Genomic DNA, 23,331 nt, shown 5'->3' on the forward strand with positions numbered 1-23,331 from the left:
GCCCACCTCCCTCACCTGCCCTTGATGCGCGACGCAGCGGCTGCTAGGCATCGCGTCCACGCCAGCGTCACCCCTCACCCAGCCGACCACGCTCCATGACCCGCATCCAAGCGAACCTTGTTCTGTTGCTCGCCGCCGCAATCTGGGGCGGCGGTTTCGTCGCGCAGTCGACTGCGATGGACAATATCCAGCCCTTCTGGTTTGTCGGGCTGCGCTTCGCCATTGCCGCACTCGCCGTGCTGCCCTTTGCCTGGTTCGAGAGCCGCAAGGCCACCACCCCGCTTGGTCGCCGGGACTGGCTCGCTTTCGCAGCGGTTGGCCTCGCCCTCTTCGGCGGCGCGATCACGCAGCAGATCGGGCTTCTCACCACGACCGTTACCAATTCCAGCTTCCTCACTGGTCTCTACGTCGTCTTCGTCCCGCTGATCTCCGTCATCGTCCTGCGACGCTACCCGCACTGGGTCATCTGGCCTGCCGCAGCCATGTCGCTCACCGGCATCTTCCTGATGAGCGGCGGACAGCTGACGAACCTCACGCCAGGCGACTACCTGACGATCGTCTGCGCATTCTTCTGGGGCGTGCAGATCATTCTTGCCGGGCTTTTCGTCACCTCCACCGGGCGGCCGCTGGCGCTCTCCTTCGCGCAATTCGCCACCTGCTCGGCGCTCGCGCTGTCATTCGCAGTCCCGACCGAGACCATCGGCTGGGAGGTCATACGGGCGTCGGCTGCCGAAATCCTCTATGTTGGCTTAATCTCGTCCGGCCTGGCATTCGTGCTGCAGGTCATTGGCCAGCGCTATACGACCGCACCGCAGGCCGCCATCTTCCTGTCGAGCGAAGCCTTGTTCGGCAGCTTCCTCGGGGCGCTCCTGCTGGGGGAGATACTGCCGCCGATCGGCTATGTCGGCTGTGCCATCATCTTCATGGCCATGCTCCTGGTGGAACTGGTCCCGGAGCTCACCCGTCGCAGATCCCGAAGCGTCACCAGTTGAACGCCCGCTACTGCCTCGCAGCTAACCGCCATTGACCAAATCTCTGCACCACCAAGCGGACTGTTTAGCGCAGCAGAACAGGTCAGGTCTCTACTTCAGTTTCACTGCGAAATCTCGCATTGTCCGGAGTATACAACGCACCGACTCAGCCCCCGCCGGTGACGCAAAACTTTTTCTTGCCAATTCCCAAGAAACACAGCACTCTGTGCAAGTTCGGGCAATTTACGAGCATGGGAAGACCTATAATAATGCGCTCCGAAGGCGTCAAAACTTCGGGCGGACTTCTGGGGACGGAATCAAATTCACCAGCCAGATAACCGCGGTAACGACAGGGACCCTTTCTTAAAGCTGCCTGCCGCCCGCCCTTCGGGGCGTTTCTGTGATGCTGTCCGCCGCTGAACACGGACAGGAAGAAAAGGACCTGATGCATGGCCGAGACTGGCACTGTAAAATTCTTCAATACCGACAAGGGCTTCGGCTTCATTAAGCCAGACAATGGTGGCGCCGATATCTTCGTTCACATCTCTGCTGTACAGGCTTCCGGCCTGTCCGGTCTTTCGGAAAATCAGAAAGTAAGCTTCGACACGGAACCGGATCGTCGTGGCAAGGGACCCAAGGCGGTCAACCTGCAGATCTCCGGTTAAGCCTGGAAGGCTTTCCATTCGAGTTGAGGCCCGGCAGTCATGCCGGGTTTTTTTATGCCTCTATCCCCTGCAGGAACGGATTGCTTCGCCGCTCCTCGCCGATACGACCGCCAGGGCCGTGGCCGCAGAGAAAACCGACATCATCGCCCAGCGGCAGAACCTTGTCCCGAATGGTGCGGAGAAGGGTGGCATGGTCGCCACCAGGCAGGTCGGTGCGCCCGATAGAGCCGTTGAACAGCACGTCCCCCAGGTGCGCAAACCGCTGCTCCCGGTGGAAATAGATCACATGGCCGGGCGCGTGGCCGGGGCAATGGTAGACGTCGAAGACATGCCCGTCGAAGGAAACCTGCTCGCCATCAGTCAGAAATTGGTCGGGCTCCAGGTTGCGAACCTTCATCGGCACACCGAACATCTGCGCCTGGGCTTCGAGCCCCTGCAAGAGCGGCAGGTCATCGCGATGAGGTCCGATAACCTTGACGCCCAGCGCCTCCCGCAATTCGTCCGCACCTCCGGCGTGGTCGATATGGCCATGCGTGAGCCAGATTTCGCGGATGGTCAGCTTGTTGCCATCGATTGCCTCGATGATCCGCTCCACATCGCCACCTGGGTCTATGACCACGCCCCCCTTCGTGTCAGCGTCGAAGAGGATGGTGCAATTCTGCTGGAAGGGGGTCACCGGGACGATACCGGCCTGCAATCTGCCCATGAGGAACTCCACAATCTCGGGCCGATCTACAATGCCTTTGGCGAGGGTGGCAAGGCTTGTGCGGGCAGGACTAGTTGGAGGCCGTCATGTAGGCGCCGTTTGCCGATACCGGCGGTGCGAAGGATGCAGTGGCAAGCAACAGGGCAGAAACGGCAACCTTTGCGGTAAAGACGGTGATCAGCAGCGGCCGAAGCGAGTTCGACGGAGACTGCTTTTCGGGAGCGTCGGCCGTCTTGGGAGTATCTTCTGTATGCATTGTCTCTCTCCGATCTGTATGGACACGGCAACGGCGCTACCCCAGCATCGGTTCCTCAAAAATAATGCTTTGCTCCTTCGCCGCCGCCGCGCGGCTCCTGCTCGCTCTTTCGGGGGAACAGGATGGATCCAAGGTGGTTACGACACGATGGCGCCCAAGGCATCGCCTCTGCTGCGTGAGATCGACCGCAGCGCCATTGCCGCTACGCGCATCCCGGCAAACAGCGCCGCGTCACACTCCCTGCTCTCATGATTGCGGTTGATTGTTCCGCCGGTTCGCGCTTTATCGGGACAGGTTTGGCGAAGAAGAAGAGCGTCCGGCGCATGGCTGCGGCAGACGCCGGGGAAGGACAGGGTGTCACGTGCACCGGCAGCAAAAGCAGTGAAGAAGGAGCGGCCGGTACTGCCGGCGGTGAACGAGGCCCAGATCGATTTCGAGACCATCGAACTTCTGTTCTTTGCCTATCGCGATTTCGTGTCCGATCCGGATGCGATCCTTGCCAGGATCGGCATGGGGCGTGCCCATCATCGCGTCGTCTATTTCGTCTCGCGTCATCCGGGCATGATGGTCACCGACCTTCTCGACATTCTGCAGATCACCAAGCAGAGCCTTGCACGGGTCCTCAAGCAATTGATCGAGATGGGCTACATCCGCCAGATGGCAGGCGCGAAAGACCGCCGCCAACGGCGGCTCTACCCCACGCTTGCCGGGCGCGAACTGGCGCTTGCCCTCTCCGAGCCACAGTCGCGTCGCATCACCAATGCATTGAAGTCCCTCTCTCCCGAGGGACGCGATGCGGTGATAAGCTTCCTCGGCAAGATGCGCGGGCGCGACCCAAGCCTGCAGGTGATTGAAAGCGAGCTGGATTGATGACCGTACTTCTATCCGATGATGCCCCTCACCTCCTTGTCGTCGATGACGATACCCGCATCAGGGATCTGCTCAGCCGATACCTGAGCGAGCAAGGCTTTCGCATCACGGTAGCGGGCGACGCCGCCGAGGCAAGACGCAAGCTGGACGGATTGAAGTACGACCTCATCATCCTCGACGTCATGATGCCGGGCGAATCCGGACTGTCCCTGACGCAGTCGCTCTACCAGAACAGAACCACGCCGGTGATCCTGCTCACCGCCAAGGCCGAGGCGGAATCGCGGATCGCTGGATTGGAGGCCGGTGCCGACGATTATCTCTCCAAGCCCTTCGATCCCCGCGAACTCGTGCTGAGGATCAACAACATCATCAAGCGCAATGCCTCGCCCGATGCGCCGAAGATCGAACAGATCATGTTCGGCCCTTTCACGTTCTCGATTGTTCGCAAGGAACTCCGCAAGGCCTCCGAACATATCCGCCTCACCGATCGGGAGCAGGAGATCATGCTTCTCTTCGCCCTGCGCGCCGGCGACACCATCCCCCGCCATGAATTGATCGGCGACGATGCCGAGGTCGGTGAACGGACCATTGACGTGCAGATCAACCGCTTGCGCCGCAAGATCGAGGACGACCCCGCCAATCCCATTTATCTCCAGACGGTCCGAGGCATCGGCTACCGCCTGAGCATCGATTGAGCAACCCGATGGCGGACGCACGCACGAGAGCCATGGCGGCGTTCGACACCCTTCGGAGGGACTTCCGCGCCATCCAGATTCCGGGGTTGCGCCTGATCAAGCGCCGAGTGAAGCGGCTTTTGCCGACCCGGCTGTACACCCGCTCGGTGATGATCGTCATCATACCGATGCTGCTGCTGCAAAGCGTCGTCGCCGCGGTCTTCATGGAGCGCCACTGGCGAATGGTGACGGAGCGTCTGTCGGAAGGGGTGACGCGGGATATTGCAGCCTTGATCACCATGATAGAAACCGATCCGGACGGCGTCGGCCAGGGCTATATTTCCCGCATAGCAAACGAAATGAACCTGACTGTCGCAATCGAGCCCGGAGGGGAACTGCCACCTCCCCGCCCCAAGCCCTTCTTCTCCATTCTCGACGGCATCCTGGCGGACCAGATCAGCAATCGTATCCAGCGCCCCTTCTGGATCGACACAGTGGGCGACAGCAGCCTTGTCGAAATCCGCATCAAGCTCGAAGATGAGGTCCTGCGAGTCTTCACGCGCCGCAGTCAGACATACGCATCCAACACGCATATCTTCCTGGTCTGGATGGCCGGCACGGCGCTGGCCCTCATCGGCATTTCCGTTCTGTTCCTGCGCGGCCAGATCCGACCGATCCTGATGCTCGCCCAGGCGGCAGAGGCCTTCGGCAAGGGCCAGCGGATCGCCGATTTCACTCCGCGGGGCGCTGACGAGATCCGGCTTGCGGGGTCCGCCTTCATCCTCATGCGCGAACGCATCGAACGGCAGCTCGAGCAGCGGACGGCCATGCTGTCGGGCGTCAGCCACGACCTTCGAACCATCCTGACCCGTTTCAAGCTGCAGCTGGCGCTTGCCGGCGACAAACCGGAACTGAAAGGCATGGCGCAGGATGTCGATGACATGCAGAACATGCTCGAAGGATATCTGGCTTTCGCCAAGGGTGAGTCGGAGGAGGATGTCGGTCACCTGCGCCTCAGTGAGGTCCTGGAAAAGATCAACGAGGATTTCCGGCTCAAGGGCAAGAAGATGACCTACGAGATCGACGGAGACGACGATATCGCCGTCCGGCCGAACGCGTTCAGCCGCCTGGTCAACAACCTTGCCGCCAACAGCGAACGCTATGGCGATGCGCTGCATGTGGAGGCACGGCACACGGCCCGCTGGCTGACCCTGATCTTCGACGACGATGGCCCGGGAATTCCCGCGGCATCCCGCGAGGATGTTTTCAAGCCGTTCTTCCGGCTCGACGAGGCGCGCAACATCGACAAGTCCGGCACCGGTCTCGGCCTGTCGATCGTACGTGACATCGCCCACGCCCATGGCGGCAACGTCACGCTTTCCGACAGTCCGCAAGGTGGCCTGAGAGCAGTAGTCCGGGTGCCAGCCTGATAGCCTGAGGCGGTTACATCAACTTCCGACCGTTCGGCACCGGCCGCTCCACGGCCGCCAGCACGATAGCCCCGGCCTCGTCCTCGAAGCCCAGCGTCAGCACCTCGGAGCGGAAGGGACCGATCTGTCGCGGCGGAAAGTTCACCACCGCGAGCACCTGGCGCCCGACCAGATCCTGCTCGTCATAGTGCACCGTGATCTGCGCCGAGGACTTCTTGATGCCGATCTCGTCGCCGAAGTCGATCTTCAGCTTCCAGGCCGGCTTGCGCGCCTCCGGGAACGGCGCAACCTCGATCACCGTCCCCACGCGGATATCGACCTTCTCGAAGTCGCCGTAGGAAATTTCGCTTGCCATCTGCCCTGCCTTAGCTGCCGAGTTCTTCCGCCCGCTGCCGTGCGGCTGCGATTGCCTTGTCGAACAGCGGCTGCATGCCCTCTTCCGCCATCAGCACGGCGAGCGCCGCAGCCGTGGTTCCACCCGGAGACGTAACGTTCTCGCGAAGCCGCGAAGGAGTCTCGGGAGACCGGTGCAACAGTTCACCGGCTCCCGAGACGGTTTCCCGTGCGAGGCGCATGGCGAGGTCCGCCGACAGGCCGGCCTTGCGGCCTGCCTCCGCCATGCACTCGACGAGATAGAAGACGTAGGCAGGTCCACTGCCGGATACGGCGGTGACGGCATCGATATCCTGCTCGCTCGCCACCCACTCCACAGGTCCGCTGACCCGGAGCAATGCGTCCACCTGCGCCCGCTGCGTGCCGGTCACCCGACCGTTGGCATAGGCACCCGTCACCCCACGGCCGATCATGGCGGGGGTATTGGGCATGGCGCGCACCATCGCTCCCTCACCAAGATGTCCCTCGAGGGAGGCAAGCGTCTTCCCCGCGGCAATCGATACGATCACCGTGTCGGCGGAGACGATGGTCTTGAGGGATGGCAGCACCGCGTCCATGACCTGCGGCTTCACCGCAAGAAAGATGATCTCCGGCATGATGCCTTCCGGCGGGGCAACGGCATGTCGGGCACCGGCATCGGCAATCCGCTTCTGCATCTCCGGCGACGGCGACGGGTCGATCACGATAATCGCGTGGCCGGGCACTCCGGCGTCCACCCATCCGGTAAGGAGGGCACCGCCCATGTTGCCGGCGCCGAGGAGAACGACCGAACCCGCGGGAGCCGCGCCGCTCATGCTTCCCCCACGGTCTCGAACAACACAACCTCCATCGCATTCTTGGCGTCCATTCCGGACCACACGACGAACTGGAAGGCCTGGAAGTAGCTCTCGCAGGCATCGAGCGCACTGGACAACAGCACCTCCACCTGCTGGCTCGTGGGCTCGGCCCCGCCAGCGAGCAACAGCGACTGACGGAAGATGACCACATCCTCCTGTCGCCACAGGTCGAAATGCCCCATCAACACCTGCCCGTTGATGTGTGACAGCAGGCGGATCACCTCGTTGACCCTCGCGTCGGGAATCCTGATGTCGAAGGCGCAGGCGAGATGAAGGGCTTCGAACTCCTCCATCCACGAAAAGGAGACATGATAATCTGCCCAGCGGCCCTCGACCGTCATGGCAATCTCGTCTTCGCCCGAGCGCTCGAACGCCCAGTCGTTCGATGCCGCGACGACCTCGATCATGTCGACGGGATTGGACTGGCGACCGAATTCAAATTCCATGAGGCTCATGCAGCACCTTTTCGACCGGAGTGAATCTGACGTTCGTGAAGGACGCGAGACGCAAGGACACACCACCGGAAACAACAATTCTGATGATCGTCCGACACCGACAAGTATAGGGCCGCGAACCTGCCCGTAGCTTACGGGCCGTTTCGAATCATCATGTAAAATCAGTGTATAGTTGCCGAGTCCGGCTGCCAGCCCCCGAGGGCGATTTTGACGTGGACGGAGTGCTGGAGCGGTTGCTGCACGGCTTCAGCCGGGAGTCATAAGCGACTCTGGGGATTGTCTTTTTTGGACCTGTCCACAGGACCGAAATTTTCTTCGTTTTTTAGCGATCTAGCGGCCGCGGCGTGATCCCGCGACCATGAGCCGTCGACGGCGCCTAAGTTGCGCGGAAGGCGTCACCCCTGCGTCGCGAGCTTTGCCTCGAGTGCCTCGATGCGAGCCTTCAGCGCCTCGTTCTCATCGCGCGCCCGTGCCGCCATTTCCCGCACCGCCTCGAACTCCTCGCGCTTGACCACATCCATGTTGTTGAGGAAGCGCTCCGCCTGGGCCTGGAAGGCCGTTTCCGCCTCTCGCCGCAGTCCCTGGGCCGCCCCGGCTGCGTCGGTCATCAACTTGGCGAAATCGTCTAGAATTCGGTTCGTGCCGTTGGACATAGTCATGAGCTCCCGTGGTTGCGGCCAGCGCCGTGCTGGTGAAGTAGGGTTTTGCGCCTTCTCTTGCAAGCCGATAGAGAGCCCGGAGATTGGCCTTGACCGCTGTCGGGGCTGCCGCCATGTTCCGCCCCTGTCGCATCCGTGGGAAGGCACGCCTTGTTGGAAGTTCTGAATACGCTCGCCGTCATGCCGTTTCCGGACATCGATCCTGTTGCGTTTGCGATCGGACCCGTCGCGGTTCACTGGTATGGGCTGGCCTATGTCGCCGGCATCCTCTGCGGCTGGCTCTATGCCCGACGTCTGGCAGCGAATGATTCACTGTGGCCGCAGAACCGCTCTCCCCTGACCGCGGCGCATCTGGATGACTTCCTGCTCTGGGTCGCGGTCGGCATCGTTCTGGGCGGCCGCATCGGCTATGTGCTCTTCTACGATTTGGCCGCCGTCTCGCAGGATCCGCTGCGGGCGTTCGAGATCTGGAACGGCGGCATGTCCTTCCACGGCGGCTTTCTGGGCGCGACGCTGGCGATGATCCTCTTTGCCCGCCGCAACGGCATACCGGTCCTCAGCATGTTCGACACGATTGCCGCAGTCGTTCCCTTCGGCTTGTTATTCGGGCGCATCGCCAACTTCATCAATGGCGAATTGTGGGGACGGATCAGCGATGTCCCGTGGGCGGTCGTCTTCCCGACGGGCGGGCCTTTCTCTCGTCATCCCAGCCAGCTGTACGAGGCGGGCCTTGAAGGCCTCCTCCTTCTGGCCGTCCTCGCATTTCTTGTTCTGCGCTTGAAGGCACTGAAATGGCCGGGCTTCGTGGCTGGCGCCTTTGTCTGTGGCTATGGTCTCTCCCGGATTTTCGTGGAATTCTTCCGCGAGCCGGACGCTCAGCTCGGCTATCTTGCGTTTGGCTGGTTGACGATGGGGATGGTGCTGTCGCTGCCAATGGTCGCCCTGGGCGTCTGGCTGATGCTGCGGGCTCGAAAGAGCGCCGCCTGAACGGAGACTTTGGGTACGATGAGCACGCCGCTCGCCGCAAAGATCAAGAGGCTGATCCGGGCGACCGGCCCGATGAGTGTGGGCGATTACTTCGCCATGTGCCTCTCCGATCCGGAGCACGGCTACTACCGTACAAGGGAGCCGTTCGGGACCGCGGGAGACTTCATAACTGCGCCCGAGATCAGCCAGCTCTTCGGGGAGATGCTCGGGATCTTCATGGTTCATGCCTGGCAGCAGCATGGATCTCCGAACGACGTCCGGCTGGTGGAAATAGGCCCGGGCCGAGGCACCATGATGGCCGACATGCTTCGGGTCATCAGCCGTCTCGCGCCACGCCTGTCCGACGGCATGAGCATTCATCTGGTGGAAACAAGCGAGCGCCTGCGCGGCCTGCAACGGATAACGCTGGAATCGCATTCCCGCCGGATCGCTTGGCATCGCGATTTCCAGGAAGTGCCGCCGGGCCCTGCTTTGATCGTGGCGAACGAGCTCTTCGACGCGATTCCTATCCGTCAGTTCGTCAAGACGCCGCAGGGGTTTCGCGAACGCGTCGTGACACTCGAAGACGACGATCGGTTGTCCTTCTCGCTTGGTGTCGCCGGACTTGATCCGGCGCTTCTCCCTTCGCCGGCCGAGTCTGTGCCGGATGGAACCATATTCGAGGTCGCCCCGGCCCGGCAGTCGGTGATGTCGACCTTGTGCGACCGGCTGAAGGCGATGGGCGGCACCGCGCTGATCATCGACTACGGCCACATGGTCACCGGCTTTGGCGACACGCTACAGGCCCTTCGCGGTCACGCTTATGATCCGCCACTGGCACATCCGGGTGAAGCCGATCTCACGAGCCACGTGGATTTCGAGGACCTGGCACGGATAGCACTTGGTTGTGGTGTCCACCTCAATGGCGGCATGAGGCAAGGAGACTTTCTTCGTGGCCTCGGGCTCTCCGAGCGGGCCGCAGCACTCGCCGGCGGCAAGAGCGCAGCCGATCAGAAGCTCATCGCCGCCGCCGTCGACAGGCTCGCTGGCGAGGGAGCGGGCAAGATGGGCGAGCTTTTCAAGGTGATTGCAGTATCCTCCCCGGCGCTTGATCTTGCACCGTTTCGTCCGGTGGCGTGACGAACATGGAGATTGACAGCCCAGCCACGGTCGCGCCAACATCGCCGCCGACGAAGCAGCACAACCTGTGCATCGGCCCCTGGCCTTACCCCTCCAGACATGAGAGACAGCCTGCCCATGACGGAAAAGTCTTCGCCGACGCCCATCGAAAGCCCGCTCCTCAAGGAAAACGGCGGCAGCCGCGTGCGCCATGGCTACTTCACTCGCCAGGGCGGCGTTTCCGAAGGAATCTATGCCGGGCTGAATGTAGGCGTGGGCTCGAACGACGAAACGCACAAGGTCAGGGAGAACCGCGACCGGGTGGCTGGCTGGTTCGGACTTCCACTTGACCGGCTTGCCACCGTGCATCAGGTCCACTCCCCGGACGTGGTGGTGGTAGACGCGCAATACGGAGGAGAGCGGCCGAAGGCGGACGCGCTGGTGACGGCAACCCCGGGCGTGATACTGGGCGTCTTGACGGCGGACTGCGGCCCTGTCCTGTTCTGCGACGGAGACAACGGCGTCATTGGAGCTGCCCATGCGGGCTGGAAGGGAGCATTGGGCGGCGTCTTGGAAAACACCGTCGAGGCGATGGTCAGCATTGGTGCCGATCGCGACGCAATCATTGCATGCCTCGGCCCCTCGATCGGGCCGGAGAGCTACGAAGTCGGACCCGAGTTCATCGAACGATTCCTTCAGTTCAATGATGGCTACGACGCATTCTTCACCCCGGCGCCGAAGCAGGGGCACGCATATTTCGACCTGCAGGCCCTGACCCTGCACCGGCTGAAAGCGGCTGGCATCCGTGCCACGCATCTGGGAATCGACACCTATGCCGACGAAACGAGGTTCTATTCCTATCGCCGCACCACGCACCGGGGCGAGCCGGATTACGGTCGCCAGATTTCCGCAATAGCGATGACGGAGAAGTAATATGGCGCTGCATTTCGAACGCGAGGAATATGCCGCCCGGCTCGAGCGCCTTGTCGAGAAGATGCGCGAGGAGAAGCTGGAAGCCCTGCTGCTCTTTGCCCAGGAAAGCATGTACTGGCTTACCGGCTACGACAGCTTCGGCTACTGCTTCTTCCAGACCCTCGTGGTCAAGGCGGACGGAACGATGACGCTCCTGACCCGCTCGGCCGACCTCCGGCAGGCCCGCCACACGTCGATCATCGAGAATGTGGTCGTCTGGGTCGACCGTGTGAACGCCGACCCCACCCTCGACCTGAAGAACCTCCTGAGCGACTTCGATCTGCTGGGCGCCCGCATCGGCATCGAATTCGACACGCACGGCATGACGGGACGGGTGGCGCGCCTCCTGGACAATCAGCTCGCCTCGTTCGGCCAGATCATCGACGCCTCATACCTGGTCAGCGGGCTTCGCCTCGTCAAAAGTCCCGCCGAAGTCGCCCATGTCAGGCGTGCGGCCGAACTGGCAGATGATGCATTGGATGCGGCTCTTCCCCTCATCAAGGCGGGAGGAAGCGAGGCCGATATCCTCGCCGCCATGCAGGGTGCCGTCTTCAGCGGCGGCGGCGACTACCCGGCGAACGAATTCATCATAGGTTCGGGCCCAGACGCCCTGCTCTGCCGCTACAAGGCCGGCCGGCGGACGCTCGAAGTCAGCGACCAGCTCACGCTCGAATGGGCCGGCGTCAGTGCCCACTACCACGCCGCCATGATGCGCACCGTGGTGATTGGAGAGCCAAGCGCTCGTCACCGGGAGCTCTACAAGGCGTGCCACGAAGCGATCAAAGGGATCGAAGACGTGCTTCGCCCGGGCAATACGTTCGGGGACGTCTTCGATACCCACGCGGAGATATTCGACGAGCGCGGACTGACGCGCCATAGGCTCAACGCCTGCGGCTACTCTCTCGGCGCCCGCTTCTCCCCCTCATGGATGGAGCACCAGATGTTCCATGTCGGCAACCCGCAGGAAATCCTGCCGAACATGACGCTGTTCACGCACATGATCATCATGGATTCCGACACCGGCACGGCCATGACCCTCGGCCACACCTATCTCACCACGGAGGACGCTCCTGAACCACTGTCGCGCCACGGCCTCGACCTCATCCTGAGATGAGGCATCCACAGGCCGATTTGACAGGCCGGAAACCGAGCTTCTAAGTTCGGCGCGGGCGAACCGGGCGACGGAGGCGGCATGCGGTTGGTGATAGCAGGACTGGTCGTCGCATTGTCTTCGGCAATTTTGGCTGGATGCACGACCGACGCTCTGACGCCGCCCGCCGATGTTGGTGGAGGGCTGCGGCCGTCGACACCGGTGACGCAGGCCGAGGCCGACCGGCTTGCGCGGACGCCCGATCCGCAGGACTACCGCTCTGACACCTACGGCCAACAGCCCCGACAGTACCCGCCGCAAAACACGCTCGAGGCACAGGCTCAGGCTCTGCAATCGGGCGCTTCCTCAGCGGCTCGCTCGCAGCCCGTCCAACAGCCTCAGCAAGCAGAGCCAGCGGCGGCACCGGCACAGCCGGCCCCACAGGACGTGGCCACGCGAGGTTCGATCCGCTTCCTCCCCATCATCGGCGCGCCCCTGCAGGCGGTAACACCGCTTTCACGCCAGCTCGGGACACAGGCACGTGCGAGCGGGCTGACGATCCGAGCCTCAGGCGACAGCACGACGGATCACATCCTCAAGGGATATTTCTCCGCCTTCGCCGACGGCGAAGCCATTACCGTCGTCTATGTCTGGGACATCCTCGACAACAGCGGCGGCCGGCTGCACCGCGTACAAGGTCAGGAGCGGATCGCGGCCTCTCCGCGCGGCGATCCGTGGTCGGCCGTTCCCACTGCCACCATGGAGACGATCGCCACCAAGACGATCAACGAATATGTAGCCTGGAAGAGTGCACGTCCCGGCTGAGGGACGTCACGGTTTATTCATAAAATTAGGGGAGCCGGACCGAACGCTCTTGCATTCGGCTAGTGCAACGGTAAAAGGCGCCCATCCAGCGTCAGAACGGGCGGACCGAAATGAAGGTTTTCGCAGGCAATTCGAACCGGCAGCTTGCCGATGCGATCTGCAGCTATCTCAATGTACCAGTCGGAAAAGCCAGCGTCAGACGCTTTGCAGACCAGGAAATCTTCGTAGAGATACAGGAGAACGTGCGAGGCGAGGATGTCTTCGTCATCCAGTCCACGTCGTTCCCTGCCAATGACCACCTGATGGAACTCCTCATCATGATCGACGCCTTCCGTCGGTCCTCTGCCAAGCGCATCACCGCCGTCCTCCCCTATTTCGGCTATGCCCGCCAGGACCGCAAGGCCGGCCCCCGCACGCCGATCTCCGCCAAGCTCGTCGCCAACCTGATCACCGAGGCGGGCGCCGACCGCGTCCTGACACTCGATCTTCATGCAGGCCAGATCCAGGGCTTCTTCGACATCCCGACCGACAATCTCTTCGCCGTGCCGATCCTCGCCCGCGACGTGAAGGACAACTACGACGTCAGGAACGTCATGGTCGTTTCACCCGATGTCGGCGGCGTCGTGCGCGCCCGCTCGCTCGCCAAGCGGATCGATTGTCCGCTTGCCATCGTCGACAAGCGCCGCGAACGTGCCGGTGAGTCCGAGGTGATGAACGTGATCGGTGAAGTCGCTGGCAAGGACTGCCTGCTGGTCGACGACATCGTCGATTCCGGCGGAACGCTATGCAATGCAGCGGAAGCCCTCCTGGATAAGGGCGCAACCAGCGTTACCGCATATATCACCCACGGCGTCCTGTCGGGCGGCGCCGTCGCCCGCATCACCTCGTCCAAGCTGCGCGAACTCGTGATCACCGACTCGATCCAGCCGACCACGGCCGTGCAGTCGGCCCACAATATCCGCGTCGTCACCACCGCAAACCTGCTCGGCGAAGCCATCAATCGGACGGCTTCAGAGGAATCGGTCTCCAGCCTCTTCGACTGACGGGCGGTTCGGGACGGCAGTATACGAGAGTCGTTCATTAACGCAGCCGCAATGAATTACTGACAAAGCTTCCGCACCATTTTTACGTGTGTGGGGGATTTTTATCGTCATGTCGCAGCCATTGAAGCGTGTCGGCGCCGGAAAATCTTGGTCGCTGAAGGCCAAGTTCGCCGGGCTCGTCGTTGGTGCAACCTTCGTATCCTGCCTTTCCGTCGGCCTGCTGAGCTATCAGATCGGCAAGAGCGGGCTCATCGAAGCCAGCCAGCTTCGGCTTGAGTCGATCGCCGCCAACCAGTCCGACGATCTCTCGACATACCAGGCCAGGATCCAACAGGCGCTGAGCGAACTCGGTCAGAACAGCGCGATCGGTCAGGCGGTCGATACGATGTCCAACATCATCCCCGCCGAGGGAGACCAGATCCGGGCCGCCTACCAGAAGTCGGACCTCACCCCCATGCAGCGCTCCGAATTGAGCGACGCCGGGCTGAAGCTCCTGTACGCGATCCAGCACGCGACCATCCACGGCACGATCGTGAGCGCCTGGAAGAACGCCGGCGTCAGTGAAATCTATATCGTCGATACGAAGGGCCAGGTGATCTACTCCGTCACCAAGGGCCCGGAGCTCCTCGAACAGGCCTCGGCGATCTCCGGCATCAACGAGATCCTCGGCCGGATCAACGGCGGCTCTTCCGACCAGATCCACACCTCGACCTTCGCTCCATTCGATGCCGATGGCGGCAAGCCTTCTGCATTGATCGGCAAGCAACTGGCCGTCTCCTCCTGGGGGGACACAGTCGTCAAGGGTGCGGTCATCTTCCGGGTGTCGGCAGAGCGACTGGTCAACGCCGTCACCCCCAAGGAGTACGGCACGTCGATCGACGAAGCGCTGCTGCTCGACAGCAAGGGTGCTTTCCGCACCGGCTCCTTCGTCGACGGACAATCCCACGACGTCCCGGCCGATCTTGCCGAAGCGGCCACAGGGCAGACCACCGGCTCGGCCTTCGCAACCGTGGCCGACAAGCCGCTGTTCTTCGCCTATCAGCCGGTTTCCCTCTTCGGCGAGAAGCACCTTCTGGCTGTGGGTCAGAACGAAGCGCAGGTATTGGCGTCAGCCCGCGAACTCGCCTATTGGGCGATCCTCGCCACGCTTGCCGTGTTGGTCGTGATGGGCCTCGCCGGCACGTACATCGCTGCCCGCCTCACGCGTCCGCTGACGGAACTCGCCAGGCTGATGAACCGTCTCAATGACGGCGACAAATCGATCGTCGTCGAGCATACCGGGCGCGGCGACGAGGTCGGCACCATGGCTCGCGCGCTCGAATCCTTCCGCCAGGGCGCCCTGGACAAGGAACGCATGGAGGAAGAGGCTCACCGCAAGAGCGAGGAGATCGACGAGGAGCGGCAGCAGCGGGAGGCCGAGAAGGCCGCCAGCGCCCGTGAGATCGAAGAAGCCGTCTCGGCGCTCGCAACCGGTCTCGCCGCCCTCTCCCGCGGCAAGCTCGACCAGCGCATCACCAAGGCTTTCGCCCCGTCGCTCGATCACCTGCGCCACGACTTCAACAACTCGCTGGCCGGCCTCGAAGAGACGATCTCCGCGATCGGCAGCAGCGTCACCACCATCCGGGCAGGTTCGAGCGAACTGAAGATGGCCTCAGATGATCTGTCGCGGCGCACCGAACGTCAGGCTGCGGCACTGGAAGAGGCTGCCGCGGCTCTCGGCGAAATGACTGGAGCCGTCAACGGCGCCCTGAACCGTTGCGAGACGGCGGTGGACGTCGCGGCCGACACGTTGAAGGGCGCACACACCTCCACAGCCGTGGTGCGCGATGCGATCGGAGCGATGGAGCGGATCGAAAGCTCCTCCTCCAAGATCCGTCAGATCATCGACGTCATCGACCAGATCGCCTTCCAGACCAACCTGCTGGCCCTCAATGCCGGCGTCGAGGCGGCACGTGCCGGTGAAGCCGGCAAGGGCTTTGCCGTCGTCGCCCAGGAAGTCCGGGAACTCGCCCAGAAGTCGGCGACCGCGGCGCGCGACATCGGCGCCCTGATCACGGCATCGGCCTCAGATGTCGAGAACGGCGTGGCGCTCGTCCTCAAGACCGGAGAAAGCCTGGAACACATCCAGGGCAACATCCAGTCGATCAACGAGCATATCGGCGCGATCGTCGGCTCGTCGCGTGAACAGTCGGCGCGCCTGACAGAGATCAATTCCGCCGTCAGCGGTCTCGACCAAGTGACGCAGCAGAATGCCGCCATGGTCGAGGAGACCTCAGCGTCGGCCCATTCCCTGGCCAACGAGGCGGAAGTGTTGAACGAGCAGATCAGCCACTTCTCCATCGGCAATGCCGGCGCAGTTCAGGGCGATCGTCGCGCTGCCTGACCCCGCCCCGTCTCGACATTCAAAGCGCCGGCTCCACCAGGAGCCGGCGCTTTTCTTTTGTGGGCTTGGCAGTGGTCCCGTTTGCATCCCGCCCCAAAGGCTCTAGGTGTACCCGCCGAAGACGGAAACACCCCAGGAGCAATCATGGCTGCGCGCGATCGCTATTCAAGGAAGCTGGAATGTTCGCAATGCGGCCACTCGGGTTTTGCCGAAGTGTCTGAAAGCGAGGAGAGACGCGGGGGAAACAGGGACTTCCGGATCGACGAGATGCCGGCGGGGTTCCTGGCGGAGTTCCCGTCCCAGGATCCCCGCAAATACATGGTCCGCTGCCAGTGCGGCCACAAGTTCCGGTTTGAGCAGAAGACGGCCTATCCGCCGGGGGGCGAGCCGCGCTAGCGGAGCCGGAACGATACTGAAGGCCCGGCTCTAGGCGACCTTCGCCTGATCAGGCCGGCGATCGACGACCGCATTTACGATTGCCTCGATCTCTGTGCGCGGCACAGGCTTGCCATAGAAATAGCCCTGCACCTGCACGCAGCCCTCATCCCGGAGGAAGTTGACATGCTCATCCGTCTCGACCCCTTCGGCAAGGACTGGGATTTCCAGACTCGAGGCGAGAATGAGCGTCGACCGCACGATAGCAGCAGATTGCGCGCTGGTGGCGACGCCATCGACGAACTGGCGGTCGATCTTGATCTTGTCGAAGGGAAAGGCGAGCAGCATGGAGAGCGAGGAATAGCCCGTTCCGTAATCGTCCATCGCGATCTTAGCGCCGAGACTCTTGAGGTGGCGTATGGTCTGCAGAGCCCGTTGATGATCGGCGATGATGCCGGTCTCGGTAATTTCCAGCTCCAGACGCGCCGGATTTAGGCCGGTTTCCTGCAGAATGTCCTGGACGACACCGGGAAAGCGCGGATCGGCAAGCTGCTGTGTCGCGACATTGACGGCGATCGATAGCGGATTGCGCCAGCTTGCTGCCTCTCGGCAGGCTTCGCGAAGTACCCACTCGCCGAGTTCCACGATGAAGCCGCTGCGCTCGGCGATCGGTATGAACTCGGACGGCGGCACGTTTCCGCGATAAGGATGGTTCCAGCGCAGCAGCGCTTCGAAGCCGACGACAGCGCCGGTGAATGTGTCGTTCTGGCGCTGGTAGTTGAGCTGGAACTCTCCCCTTAGCAAGCCCGAACGCATGTCCATCGCCAACACGTTCCGCTCCCGCACAGCCCGATCCATGGAGGCATCATAGAAACAGACGGCGTTAGAGCCTGTCTCCTTGGCGCGGTACATGGCGACGTCCGCCTGTGCGAGGAGGTCCTCGACCTCCACATCGTCGTCCAGAATGGCAACACCCACACTGGTGCCGACATTCAGGCTATTGCCGTTCCATTCGATGGGCTTGACGATCTCCGCGATCATCCGCGCCGCCAGCCGCGAGGCATCCGCGCGTCCGTAATAACGGCGCGTCATGGCGATGAATTCGTCGCCGCCGATCCGCGCGACGAACTCGCCATCGCTGATGACGCTTGCCAGGCGGTCGCCGATGGTGCGAAGCACCGCGTCTCCGGCCAAATGCCCATGCACATCGTTCACTTCCTTGAAGCGGTCGAGATCGAAGGAGAGGATCGCGACCCTGGCTCCCAATCCCACTGCGTGGACGGAAGCCTCCGAGAGCTCTTCCTGGAAGGCCGAGCGGTTCGGCAGGCCCGTGAGCGGGTCCTGGAGGGAAAGCTGCCGGTATCGCTCGACGGCCTCGCGCATCGTGCTGGCATCGATGAGGTAGCTTGCCGCCGCGAGCGCCAGCAGCACCATCATCAGGCCGAGCACACCGAGACCGAGCACCGCGGACGAGATCACCGATTGCGGGACCTCCAGCGTGGTGTCCGGCACCAGGTCAATGGCAGCCATGCCGATGAAATGCACGGATGCGATCGCCACGATCAATGCGGCGACCGCCCCATAGCGGCAGAAACGGGTGACCGGACGAGCCGCCCGGTTCATCGCAACGGCAGAGAAGAAGGCACCGGCCAGAAGCGACATCGCGACATAGTCGAGACGCCAGACGATCTCCCCCTGCACCTCATAGGCTGACATGCCAAGATAGTGCATGGCGCCGAGCCCGAGGCCCAGCACCACACCTCCCGCCTCCAGCAGCATGCTCCGGCCGCCATAGGCCGAGATGGCGAGGCCCGCCGTGACACCTCCGATCGACACGGCAAGTGATGCGAGCGTCCCGCCCGGCTCGTAACCTGCGATACCGCCTGTCGTGTATCCGAGCATGGCGAGGAAGTGCGTCGCCCAGGTCGTCGATCCGCCGATGAACCCGGCGAGGAACAGCCATATTCCCTTCTCCAGACCCCGGCGCCGCGTGACCCGCGAAAACAGCCGGATCGTCAGCGTCGCGCCCATTGCGAGAACAAGAACGGCCGCGGCGACGTAGCGGAGATCGTGTTCGATGAAAAGGCAGGAGAAAATGCGGGACATGATGAGCCGATCCATGAGAATATGACGCCGTTCTAACATCCCATGTGTGTTCTATCCGTTCGCTGACATGGTAAAGACTTGACGAATGTCAGGTCCTCCGGCGTCGGCTTGCCATCCGGCAACCTTTGTATTATAGCCCGCCGGTCCGCGTAGACACCCTTGGAGGCAACGCGGATGGAGAGCATCGCGAGGTGTCCTCCCAGTCTCCTCCGTGCACCGGTTGCACGGTCAGACTCTCCAAACAACCTCGAAAGGACATGCCATGAGCCAGGAAACTTACGAGCTCAAGGCCGAGGCGCGCGAACGGGTCGGTAAGGGGTCCGCCCGTGAACTTCGCCGCAACGGTTTCATCCCTGCCGTCATCTATGGTGACAAGCAGCCCCCCATTTCCATCGCACTTTCGACCAACGAAGTGACGAAGCGCATCCATGCCGGTGGTTTCATGACCACCATCGCGACCATCGATGTCGACGGCAAGAAGTACCAGGTTCTGCCGAAGGACTACCAGCTGGATCCGGTGCGCGACTTCACCATGCATGTCGATTTCCTGCGCGTCTCGAAGGACACCGCCGTTACCGTTGACGTGCCGGTCCACTTCATCAACGACCAGAAGTCCGGCGTTAAGATCGGCGGCGTCCTGAACATCGTCCGCCATACGGTTGAATTCAACTGCCCGGCCAACGCCATTCCGGACTCCATCACCGTGGACCTGACCGGCTTCAAGATCGGCGACAGCATCCACATCTCGCACGTTACCCTGCCGAAGGGCGTGAAGCCGGTCATCACCGACCGCGACTTCACCATCGCGACCATCGTCGCCCCGGCGGCCGGCGTCGAGGAAGAAGAGCAGCCGGCTGAGGGCGAAGCTTCCGAGTAAGCTTCTGCATTTGCCGAACGAAACCCGCCCTCGTGGCGGGTTTTTTGTTTTCGGACCCTAGAGGCGATCTGCCGGCCGAAAGGCGGAGCGCGCTGGCGGCGAGGAAACCGGTTGACTTCCGCGGGCGTTCAAGGTGGAGAAGGCGATACCGCTGAACACGGGTTTCTTGCATATGAAGATCATCGCTGGCCTGGGAAATCCTGGCCCCAAATACTCCGGAAACCGCCACAATATCGGTTTCATGGCCGCCGACGCGCTTCAGCGCCTGCCGGGGTTCGCGCCATGGTCGAAGAAGTTCAAGGCCGAGATCTCGGAAGGCGAACTTGCCGGCGAGAAGGTCCTGCTGATGAAGCCGCAGACCTACATGAACCTCTCCGGCGAAGCGGTCGGCGAAGCCATGCGCTTCTACAAGCTCGCCCCGGCCGACATTCTCGCCATCTATGACGAACTCGACCTTGCTCCGGGTAAGGTGCGCCTCAAGACCGGCGGCGGACATGGCGGACACAACGGCGTCAAGTCTCTCGACGCCCATTGCGGCAAGGAATACCGCCGGCTGCGCCTCGGGATCGGCCATCCGGGCTCCAAGGAGCTCGTACACAATCATGTCCTGGGTGACTTCGCCAAGTCGGATCGCACGTGGCTCGAACCACTTCTGGATGCCATCGCCGACAATGCGGCGATGCTGGTGAAGGGCGAGGACTCGCAGTTCCTGAACAAGCTGGCCCTGGCGGTCGGCGACAAGCCCGCCGCTCAAGCCGCGGCACCCGACCCGAAAAAGCCGGCAATGCAGTCGCACATCCGCCAGGCACGGAACCAGAAGCCCGCCGCGCCGGCGACGGGACCGATGGCCGACATGTTGAAGAAGCTGTTCGGGGGCAAGGTCGACTAATCCGGAACCAGCCGCCACGGACTGCTTTACCTCTACCGCCCGGCGCAGTGATCAATCCTCCGGCTCGGTAGTGAACATCAGCGGGTAGCCAGCTTCCTTCGCAAGATCGACGGCTTCCTTCGCCTTCGTCTCTGCAATGTCCCTGGCGCAGACCACCACCACGGCGGTGCCCATTCGATGGGCGGTCAGCATGACGCGGTAGCTCGTCTCCTCGGGCATGCGAAAGACAGCCTTCAGAACCATCACCACGAATTCTCGCGGCGTATAGTCGTCATTGACCAGAATGACCTTGTAGAGCTTCGGCCGCTCGTGCTTCGGTTTGGTCTTTGTCCTGGGCAGGAGGATCGTGTCGTCCTTCGTCGGCATATTGACCTCGCCGTGACATCGGATGAACGGCGGAAAGTATGGCACCGGCCCGGGCCGCATTCAACAGCAACCGGGATCGACCCTTGACCCCTCGGGCCGTTTATCCCATAGCCAAGCCAACGATCGTTTCCAGCAACAGGTATCTCTACCGATGGGTTTCAAGTGCGGCATCGTGGGCCTGCCGAATGTCGGCAAGTCGACACTTTTCAATGCTCTGACGAAGACGGCTGCAGCGCAGGCCGCCAATTATCCCTTCTGCACCATTGAGCCGAACACCGGCGAAGTGGCCGTTCCGGATCCGCGCATGCAGAAGCTCGCCCAGATCGCCGGCTCGAAGGAGATCATCCCGACCCGCATCTCCTTCGTCGACATCGCCGGGCTTGTCCGGGGCGCATCGAAGGGGGAAGGCCTCGGCAACAAGTTCCTCGCCAATATCCGCGAGGTCGACGCGATCGTTCATGTCCTGCGCTGCTTCGAGGATACCGACATCACCCATGTGGAGGGCCGCATCGATCCGGTCGGTGATGCCGAGACCATCGAGACCGAGCTGATGCTCGCCGATCTCGAAAGCCTGGAGCGCCGGGTCGAGCAGACCCGCAAGCGGGCGACCGGCAAGGACAAGGAATCCCTTGCCCAGCTTCCTGTCATGGAAGCGGTCATCAAGCTGCTGCAGGACGGCAAGCCGGCGCGCCTGCTCCTGAAGACCATGAGCCCCGAGGAGATCGACATCCTCAAGGGCCTGAACCTCCTCACCTCCCATCCGGTGCTCTACGTCTGCAATGTCGCGGAAGCCGATGCTGTGACCGGCAATGCGCACACGGAAGCGGTCGCCAAGATGGCCGCCGAACAGGGCGCCGAATGCGTCATCATCTCCGCCGCGATCGAGGCTGAAGTGGCGCAGTTGCCGGAAGACGAGGCGACGGAGTTCCTGTCGGCTCTCGGCCTCGAGGAGGCTGGCCTGGATCGCCTTATTCGTGCCGGTTACAACCTCCTCGACCTGATCACCTATTTCACCGTCGGCCCCAAGGAGACCCGTGCCTGGACGATCGTGCGCGGCACGAAGGCCCCGCAGGCGGCGGGCGTCATCCACACGGATTTCGAGCGCGGCTTTATTCGCGCTTTCACCATCGGCTATGACGACTATATCGCCTACAAGGGCGAAGTCGGTGCGAAGGAAGCCGGCAAGGGCCGCGACGAAGGCAAGGAGTACGTCGTCCACGACGGCGACGTCATCCACTTCCGCTTCAACACCTGAAGAAGCAGAAAGGCGCCGTTGTTTCGGCGCCTTCTACTATGTATGCCCGCGTGCGGTCAGCGCACCTTTTTTATCGGGCAGCCGGCGCTTCCAGTGCTCTGAGGAAATCCGCCTGATCCAGCCAGTTAGACATGGACACTCCTTGAATTTGCACCCCTGCCCCGCCATTGTGCCACGCGGAATCGGCAAGAGGAATCCGAATGGCGGAACCGGACTATCATTTTGAAGACTTCACGCCTGGACGCGTCTTTCCGCTGCCCGAGCGGCAGGTCAGCGCAGAGAAGATCGTCGAATTTGCTGCCGAGTTCGACCCGCAGCCCATGCACCTCGACGAGGCGGCGGGCAAGGCAAGCATCCTCGGAGGCCTTTCCGCTTCCGGCTGGCACACGGGCAGTATGTTCATGCGCATGATGTATGACGGATGGCTGTCGCAATCGTCTTCGGAAGGATCGCCCGGCATCGATTTTATGGAATGGAAGAGGCCGGTTCTCGCCGGCGATACGCTTTCCGGGCGCTCGACGGTCGTGTCGGCCCGCGAACTCCGCTCGCGCCCCGGCATCGGCTTGGTGACCTTCCTCCATGAGGTGGAGAACCAGCGGGGCGAACTCGTGATGAAGGGGGAGAACCCGATCATGATGCGATCGCGCACTCCCGTCAGAGAACCGCAATGAGACTGATCGAGCTTTCTCCACCGGGCAGGAAGGTGATTACCGGCACCATGCTGTTCACTTCGGAGGACATCATCCGCTTCGCGCGAAAATATGATCCGCAACCGTTCCATACTGATCCGGAAGCGGCCAAAGGCTCCGTCTTCGGCGGCCTCTGTGCATCCGGTTGGCACACCTGCGCCGGCTGGATGAAGACCTATATCGCCTACTGGGACGCCGAAGTGGCAAGGCTCGAAGCCGAAGGGCTGGTCGCGCCGAAACTTGGCCCTTCCGCAGGCTTCAAGAAACTCCAGTGGCTGAAGCCCGTCTATGCCGGCGACAGCATCACCTATTCGGTGGAAGTCGTAGACAGCCGACCCCTGGCATCACGTCCCGGCACATGGCTCAACCTGACCTCCAATGACGGGGTCAACCAGCATGGCGAGGTCGTCATGCGCTACGACGGAACCGTGCTCGAGTTCGAATAGGCGCCCGCAGTTTTC

The 23,331-nt window shown here is 62.3% G+C and carries 26 protein-coding genes; 18 read left to right on the plus strand and 8 right to left on the minus strand.

All coding sequences use genetic code 11. The annotated features are described in order from the left end of the window. The first annotated feature begins 95 nt into the window (after positions 1–95). A complete protein-coding gene (locus FN060_RS10795; RefSeq protein ID WP_142588032.1) occupies positions 96–992 on the plus strand; it encodes a DMT family transporter in 897 nt (298 codons plus the stop codon). A 428-nt stretch (positions 993–1,420) separates the two neighbouring features. After that, positions 1,421–1,636 (plus strand): cold-shock protein, encoded by a 216-nt coding sequence (locus FN060_RS10800; protein ID WP_046633016.1) that lies wholly within the window; start codon positions 1,421–1,423, stop codon positions 1,634–1,636. Between the two features lie 52 nt (positions 1,637–1,688). Here the strand turns inward: FN060_RS10800 and FN060_RS10805 are convergent, their stop codons facing one another. Both FN060_RS10805 and FN060_RS10810 read right to left on the minus strand, forming a co-directional pair. After that, complete coding sequence (locus tag FN060_RS10805) at positions 1,689–2,342, minus strand: MBL fold metallo-hydrolase (RefSeq protein ID WP_142588033.1); 654 nt, start codon at positions 2,340–2,342, stop codon at positions 1,689–1,691. A gap of 70 nt (positions 2,343–2,412) precedes the next feature. Further along, positions 2,413–2,598: a hypothetical protein gene (locus tag FN060_RS10810; RefSeq protein WP_142588034.1), complete on the minus strand. Its 186-nt coding sequence runs from the start codon at positions 2,596–2,598 to the stop codon at positions 2,413–2,415. A gap of 354 nt (positions 2,599–2,952) precedes the next feature. Here FN060_RS10810 and FN060_RS10815 point away from each other — a divergent pair, with 354 nt between their 5' ends. From FN060_RS10815 to FN060_RS10825, 3 genes are read left to right on the plus strand one after another with little or no spacing between them, the layout of a single operon-like run. After that, positions 2,953–3,468 (plus strand): MarR family winged helix-turn-helix transcriptional regulator, encoded by a 516-nt coding sequence (locus FN060_RS10815; RefSeq protein WP_142588035.1) that lies wholly within the window; start codon positions 2,953–2,955, stop codon positions 3,466–3,468. Then, on the plus strand, positions 3,468–4,163 hold the full coding sequence (locus tag FN060_RS10820) for a response regulator (protein ID WP_142588036.1): 696 nt from the start codon (positions 3,468–3,470) through the stop codon (positions 4,161–4,163). The genes FN060_RS10815 and FN060_RS10820 overlap by 1 nt, the downstream gene beginning before the upstream one ends. 32 nt (positions 4,164–4,195) lie before the next feature. Next, on the plus strand, positions 4,196–5,572 hold the full coding sequence (locus FN060_RS10825; RefSeq protein ID WP_142588470.1) for an ATP-binding protein: 1,377 nt from the start codon (positions 4,196–4,198) through the stop codon (positions 5,570–5,572). Between the two features lie 13 nt (positions 5,573–5,585). Here FN060_RS10825 and FN060_RS10830 read toward each other — a convergent pair whose 3' ends face one another. The 4 genes from FN060_RS10830 to FN060_RS10845 all read right to left on the minus strand — a co-directional run bounded on the left by FN060_RS10830 (position 5,586) and on the right by FN060_RS10845 (position 7,909). Then, positions 5,586–5,927 (minus strand): tRNA-binding protein, encoded by a 342-nt coding sequence (locus tag FN060_RS10830; RefSeq protein ID WP_142588037.1) that lies wholly within the window; start codon positions 5,925–5,927, stop codon positions 5,586–5,588. 10 nt (positions 5,928–5,937) lie between these two features. Next, positions 5,938–6,759 (minus strand): pyrroline-5-carboxylate reductase, encoded by an 822-nt coding sequence (gene proC, locus FN060_RS10835; RefSeq protein ID WP_142588038.1) that lies wholly within the window; start codon positions 6,757–6,759, stop codon positions 5,938–5,940. Beyond that, positions 6,756–7,256: a type III secretion system chaperone family protein gene (locus FN060_RS10840; RefSeq protein WP_052638880.1), complete on the minus strand. Its 501-nt coding sequence runs from the start codon at positions 7,254–7,256 to the stop codon at positions 6,756–6,758. The genes proC and FN060_RS10840 overlap by 4 nt, the downstream gene beginning before the upstream one ends. A 395-nt stretch (positions 7,257–7,651) precedes the next feature. Beyond that, the gene (locus tag FN060_RS10845) at positions 7,652–7,909 is read right to left on the minus strand and encodes an accessory factor UbiK family protein (RefSeq protein ID WP_052638881.1); all 258 of its coding nucleotides are present in this window, start codon (positions 7,907–7,909) and stop codon (positions 7,652–7,654) included. A 186-nt stretch (positions 7,910–8,095) separates the two neighbouring features. Here FN060_RS10845 and lgt point away from each other — a divergent pair, with 186 nt between their 5' ends. The 8 genes from lgt (at position 8,096) to FN060_RS10885 (ending at position 16,709) form a co-directional block, all read left to right on the plus strand. Next, entirely contained in the window at positions 8,096–8,902 is an 807-nt protein-coding gene (lgt, locus tag FN060_RS10850; RefSeq protein WP_142588471.1) for a prolipoprotein diacylglyceryl transferase, read from the plus strand. Between the two features lie 18 nt (positions 8,903–8,920). Continuing rightward, complete coding sequence (locus FN060_RS10855; RefSeq protein WP_142588039.1) at positions 8,921–10,021, plus strand: class I SAM-dependent methyltransferase; 1,101 nt, start codon at positions 8,921–8,923, stop codon at positions 10,019–10,021. 117 nt (positions 10,022–10,138) lie between these two features. Beyond that, positions 10,139–10,933 (plus strand): peptidoglycan editing factor PgeF, encoded by a 795-nt coding sequence (gene pgeF, locus FN060_RS10860; RefSeq protein ID WP_142588040.1) that lies wholly within the window; start codon positions 10,139–10,141, stop codon positions 10,931–10,933. A 1-nt stretch (position 10,934) separates the two neighbouring features. Further along, positions 10,935–12,086, plus strand: coding sequence for a M24 family metallopeptidase (locus FN060_RS10865; protein WP_142588041.1), 1,152 nt, complete (start codon positions 10,935–10,937; stop codon positions 12,084–12,086). 78 nt (positions 12,087–12,164) lie between these two features. Next, positions 12,165–12,887 (plus strand): hypothetical protein, encoded by a 723-nt coding sequence (locus FN060_RS10870; protein ID WP_142588042.1) that lies wholly within the window; start codon positions 12,165–12,167, stop codon positions 12,885–12,887. 110 nt (positions 12,888–12,997) lie between these two features. Then, positions 12,998–13,930 carry a ribose-phosphate pyrophosphokinase gene (locus tag FN060_RS10875; RefSeq protein WP_052638886.1) on the plus strand — a complete coding sequence of 311 codons (933 nt, stop codon included), beginning with the start codon at positions 12,998–13,000 and terminating at the stop codon, positions 13,928–13,930. 109 nt (positions 13,931–14,039) lie between these two features. Beyond that, entirely contained in the window at positions 14,040–16,313 is a 2,274-nt protein-coding gene (locus FN060_RS10880) for a methyl-accepting chemotaxis protein (protein ID WP_142588043.1), read from the plus strand. Positions 16,314–16,457: 144 nt separating this feature from the next. Then, positions 16,458–16,709 carry a hypothetical protein gene (locus FN060_RS10885; RefSeq protein ID WP_077546732.1) on the plus strand — a complete coding sequence of 84 codons (252 nt, stop codon included), beginning with the start codon at positions 16,458–16,460 and terminating at the stop codon, positions 16,707–16,709. Positions 16,710–16,739: 30 nt separating this feature from the next. Here the strand turns inward: FN060_RS10885 and FN060_RS10890 are convergent, their stop codons facing one another. Then, complete coding sequence (locus tag FN060_RS10890; RefSeq protein WP_077546906.1) at positions 16,740–18,794, minus strand: putative bifunctional diguanylate cyclase/phosphodiesterase; 2,055 nt, start codon at positions 18,792–18,794, stop codon at positions 16,740–16,742. A gap of 262 nt (positions 18,795–19,056) precedes the next feature. Here FN060_RS10890 and FN060_RS10895 point away from each other — a divergent pair, with 262 nt between their 5' ends. Both FN060_RS10895 and pth read left to right on the plus strand, forming a co-directional pair. After that, a complete protein-coding gene (locus FN060_RS10895; protein ID WP_142588044.1) occupies positions 19,057–19,671 on the plus strand; it encodes a 50S ribosomal protein L25/general stress protein Ctc in 615 nt (204 codons plus the stop codon). 172 nt (positions 19,672–19,843) lie between these two features. After that, positions 19,844–20,560 (plus strand): aminoacyl-tRNA hydrolase, encoded by a 717-nt coding sequence (gene pth / locus FN060_RS10900; protein WP_142588045.1) that lies wholly within the window; start codon positions 19,844–19,846, stop codon positions 20,558–20,560. A 51-nt stretch (positions 20,561–20,611) separates the two neighbouring features. Here the strand turns inward: pth and clpS are convergent, their stop codons facing one another. Further along, the gene (gene clpS, locus FN060_RS10905) at positions 20,612–20,926 is read right to left on the minus strand and encodes an ATP-dependent Clp protease adapter ClpS (protein ID WP_142588046.1); all 315 of its coding nucleotides are present in this window, start codon (positions 20,924–20,926) and stop codon (positions 20,612–20,614) included. Between the two features lie 151 nt (positions 20,927–21,077). Here clpS and ychF point away from each other — a divergent pair, with 151 nt between their 5' ends. The 3 genes from ychF (at position 21,078) to FN060_RS10920 (ending at position 23,316) form a co-directional block, all read left to right on the plus strand. Then, positions 21,078–22,181 (plus strand): redox-regulated ATPase YchF, encoded by a 1,104-nt coding sequence (gene ychF, locus FN060_RS10910; protein WP_142588047.1) that lies wholly within the window; start codon positions 21,078–21,080, stop codon positions 22,179–22,181. Positions 22,182–22,381: 200 nt separating this feature from the next. Next, the gene (locus FN060_RS10915) at positions 22,382–22,852 is read left to right on the plus strand and encodes a MaoC family dehydratase (RefSeq protein WP_142588048.1); all 471 of its coding nucleotides are present in this window, start codon (positions 22,382–22,384) and stop codon (positions 22,850–22,852) included. After that, positions 22,849–23,316, plus strand: a complete 468-nt coding sequence (locus tag FN060_RS10920) for a MaoC family dehydratase (RefSeq protein ID WP_142588049.1) — start codon at positions 22,849–22,851, stop codon at positions 23,314–23,316. Before FN060_RS10915 ends, FN060_RS10920 begins: the two co-directional genes overlap by 4 nt. Positions 23,317–23,331 lie beyond the last annotated feature (15 nt).

Source organism: Pseudorhizobium halotolerans, assembly GCF_902153235.2.
GTDB lineage: Bacteria > Pseudomonadota > Alphaproteobacteria > Rhizobiales > Rhizobiaceae > Neorhizobium > Neorhizobium flavum.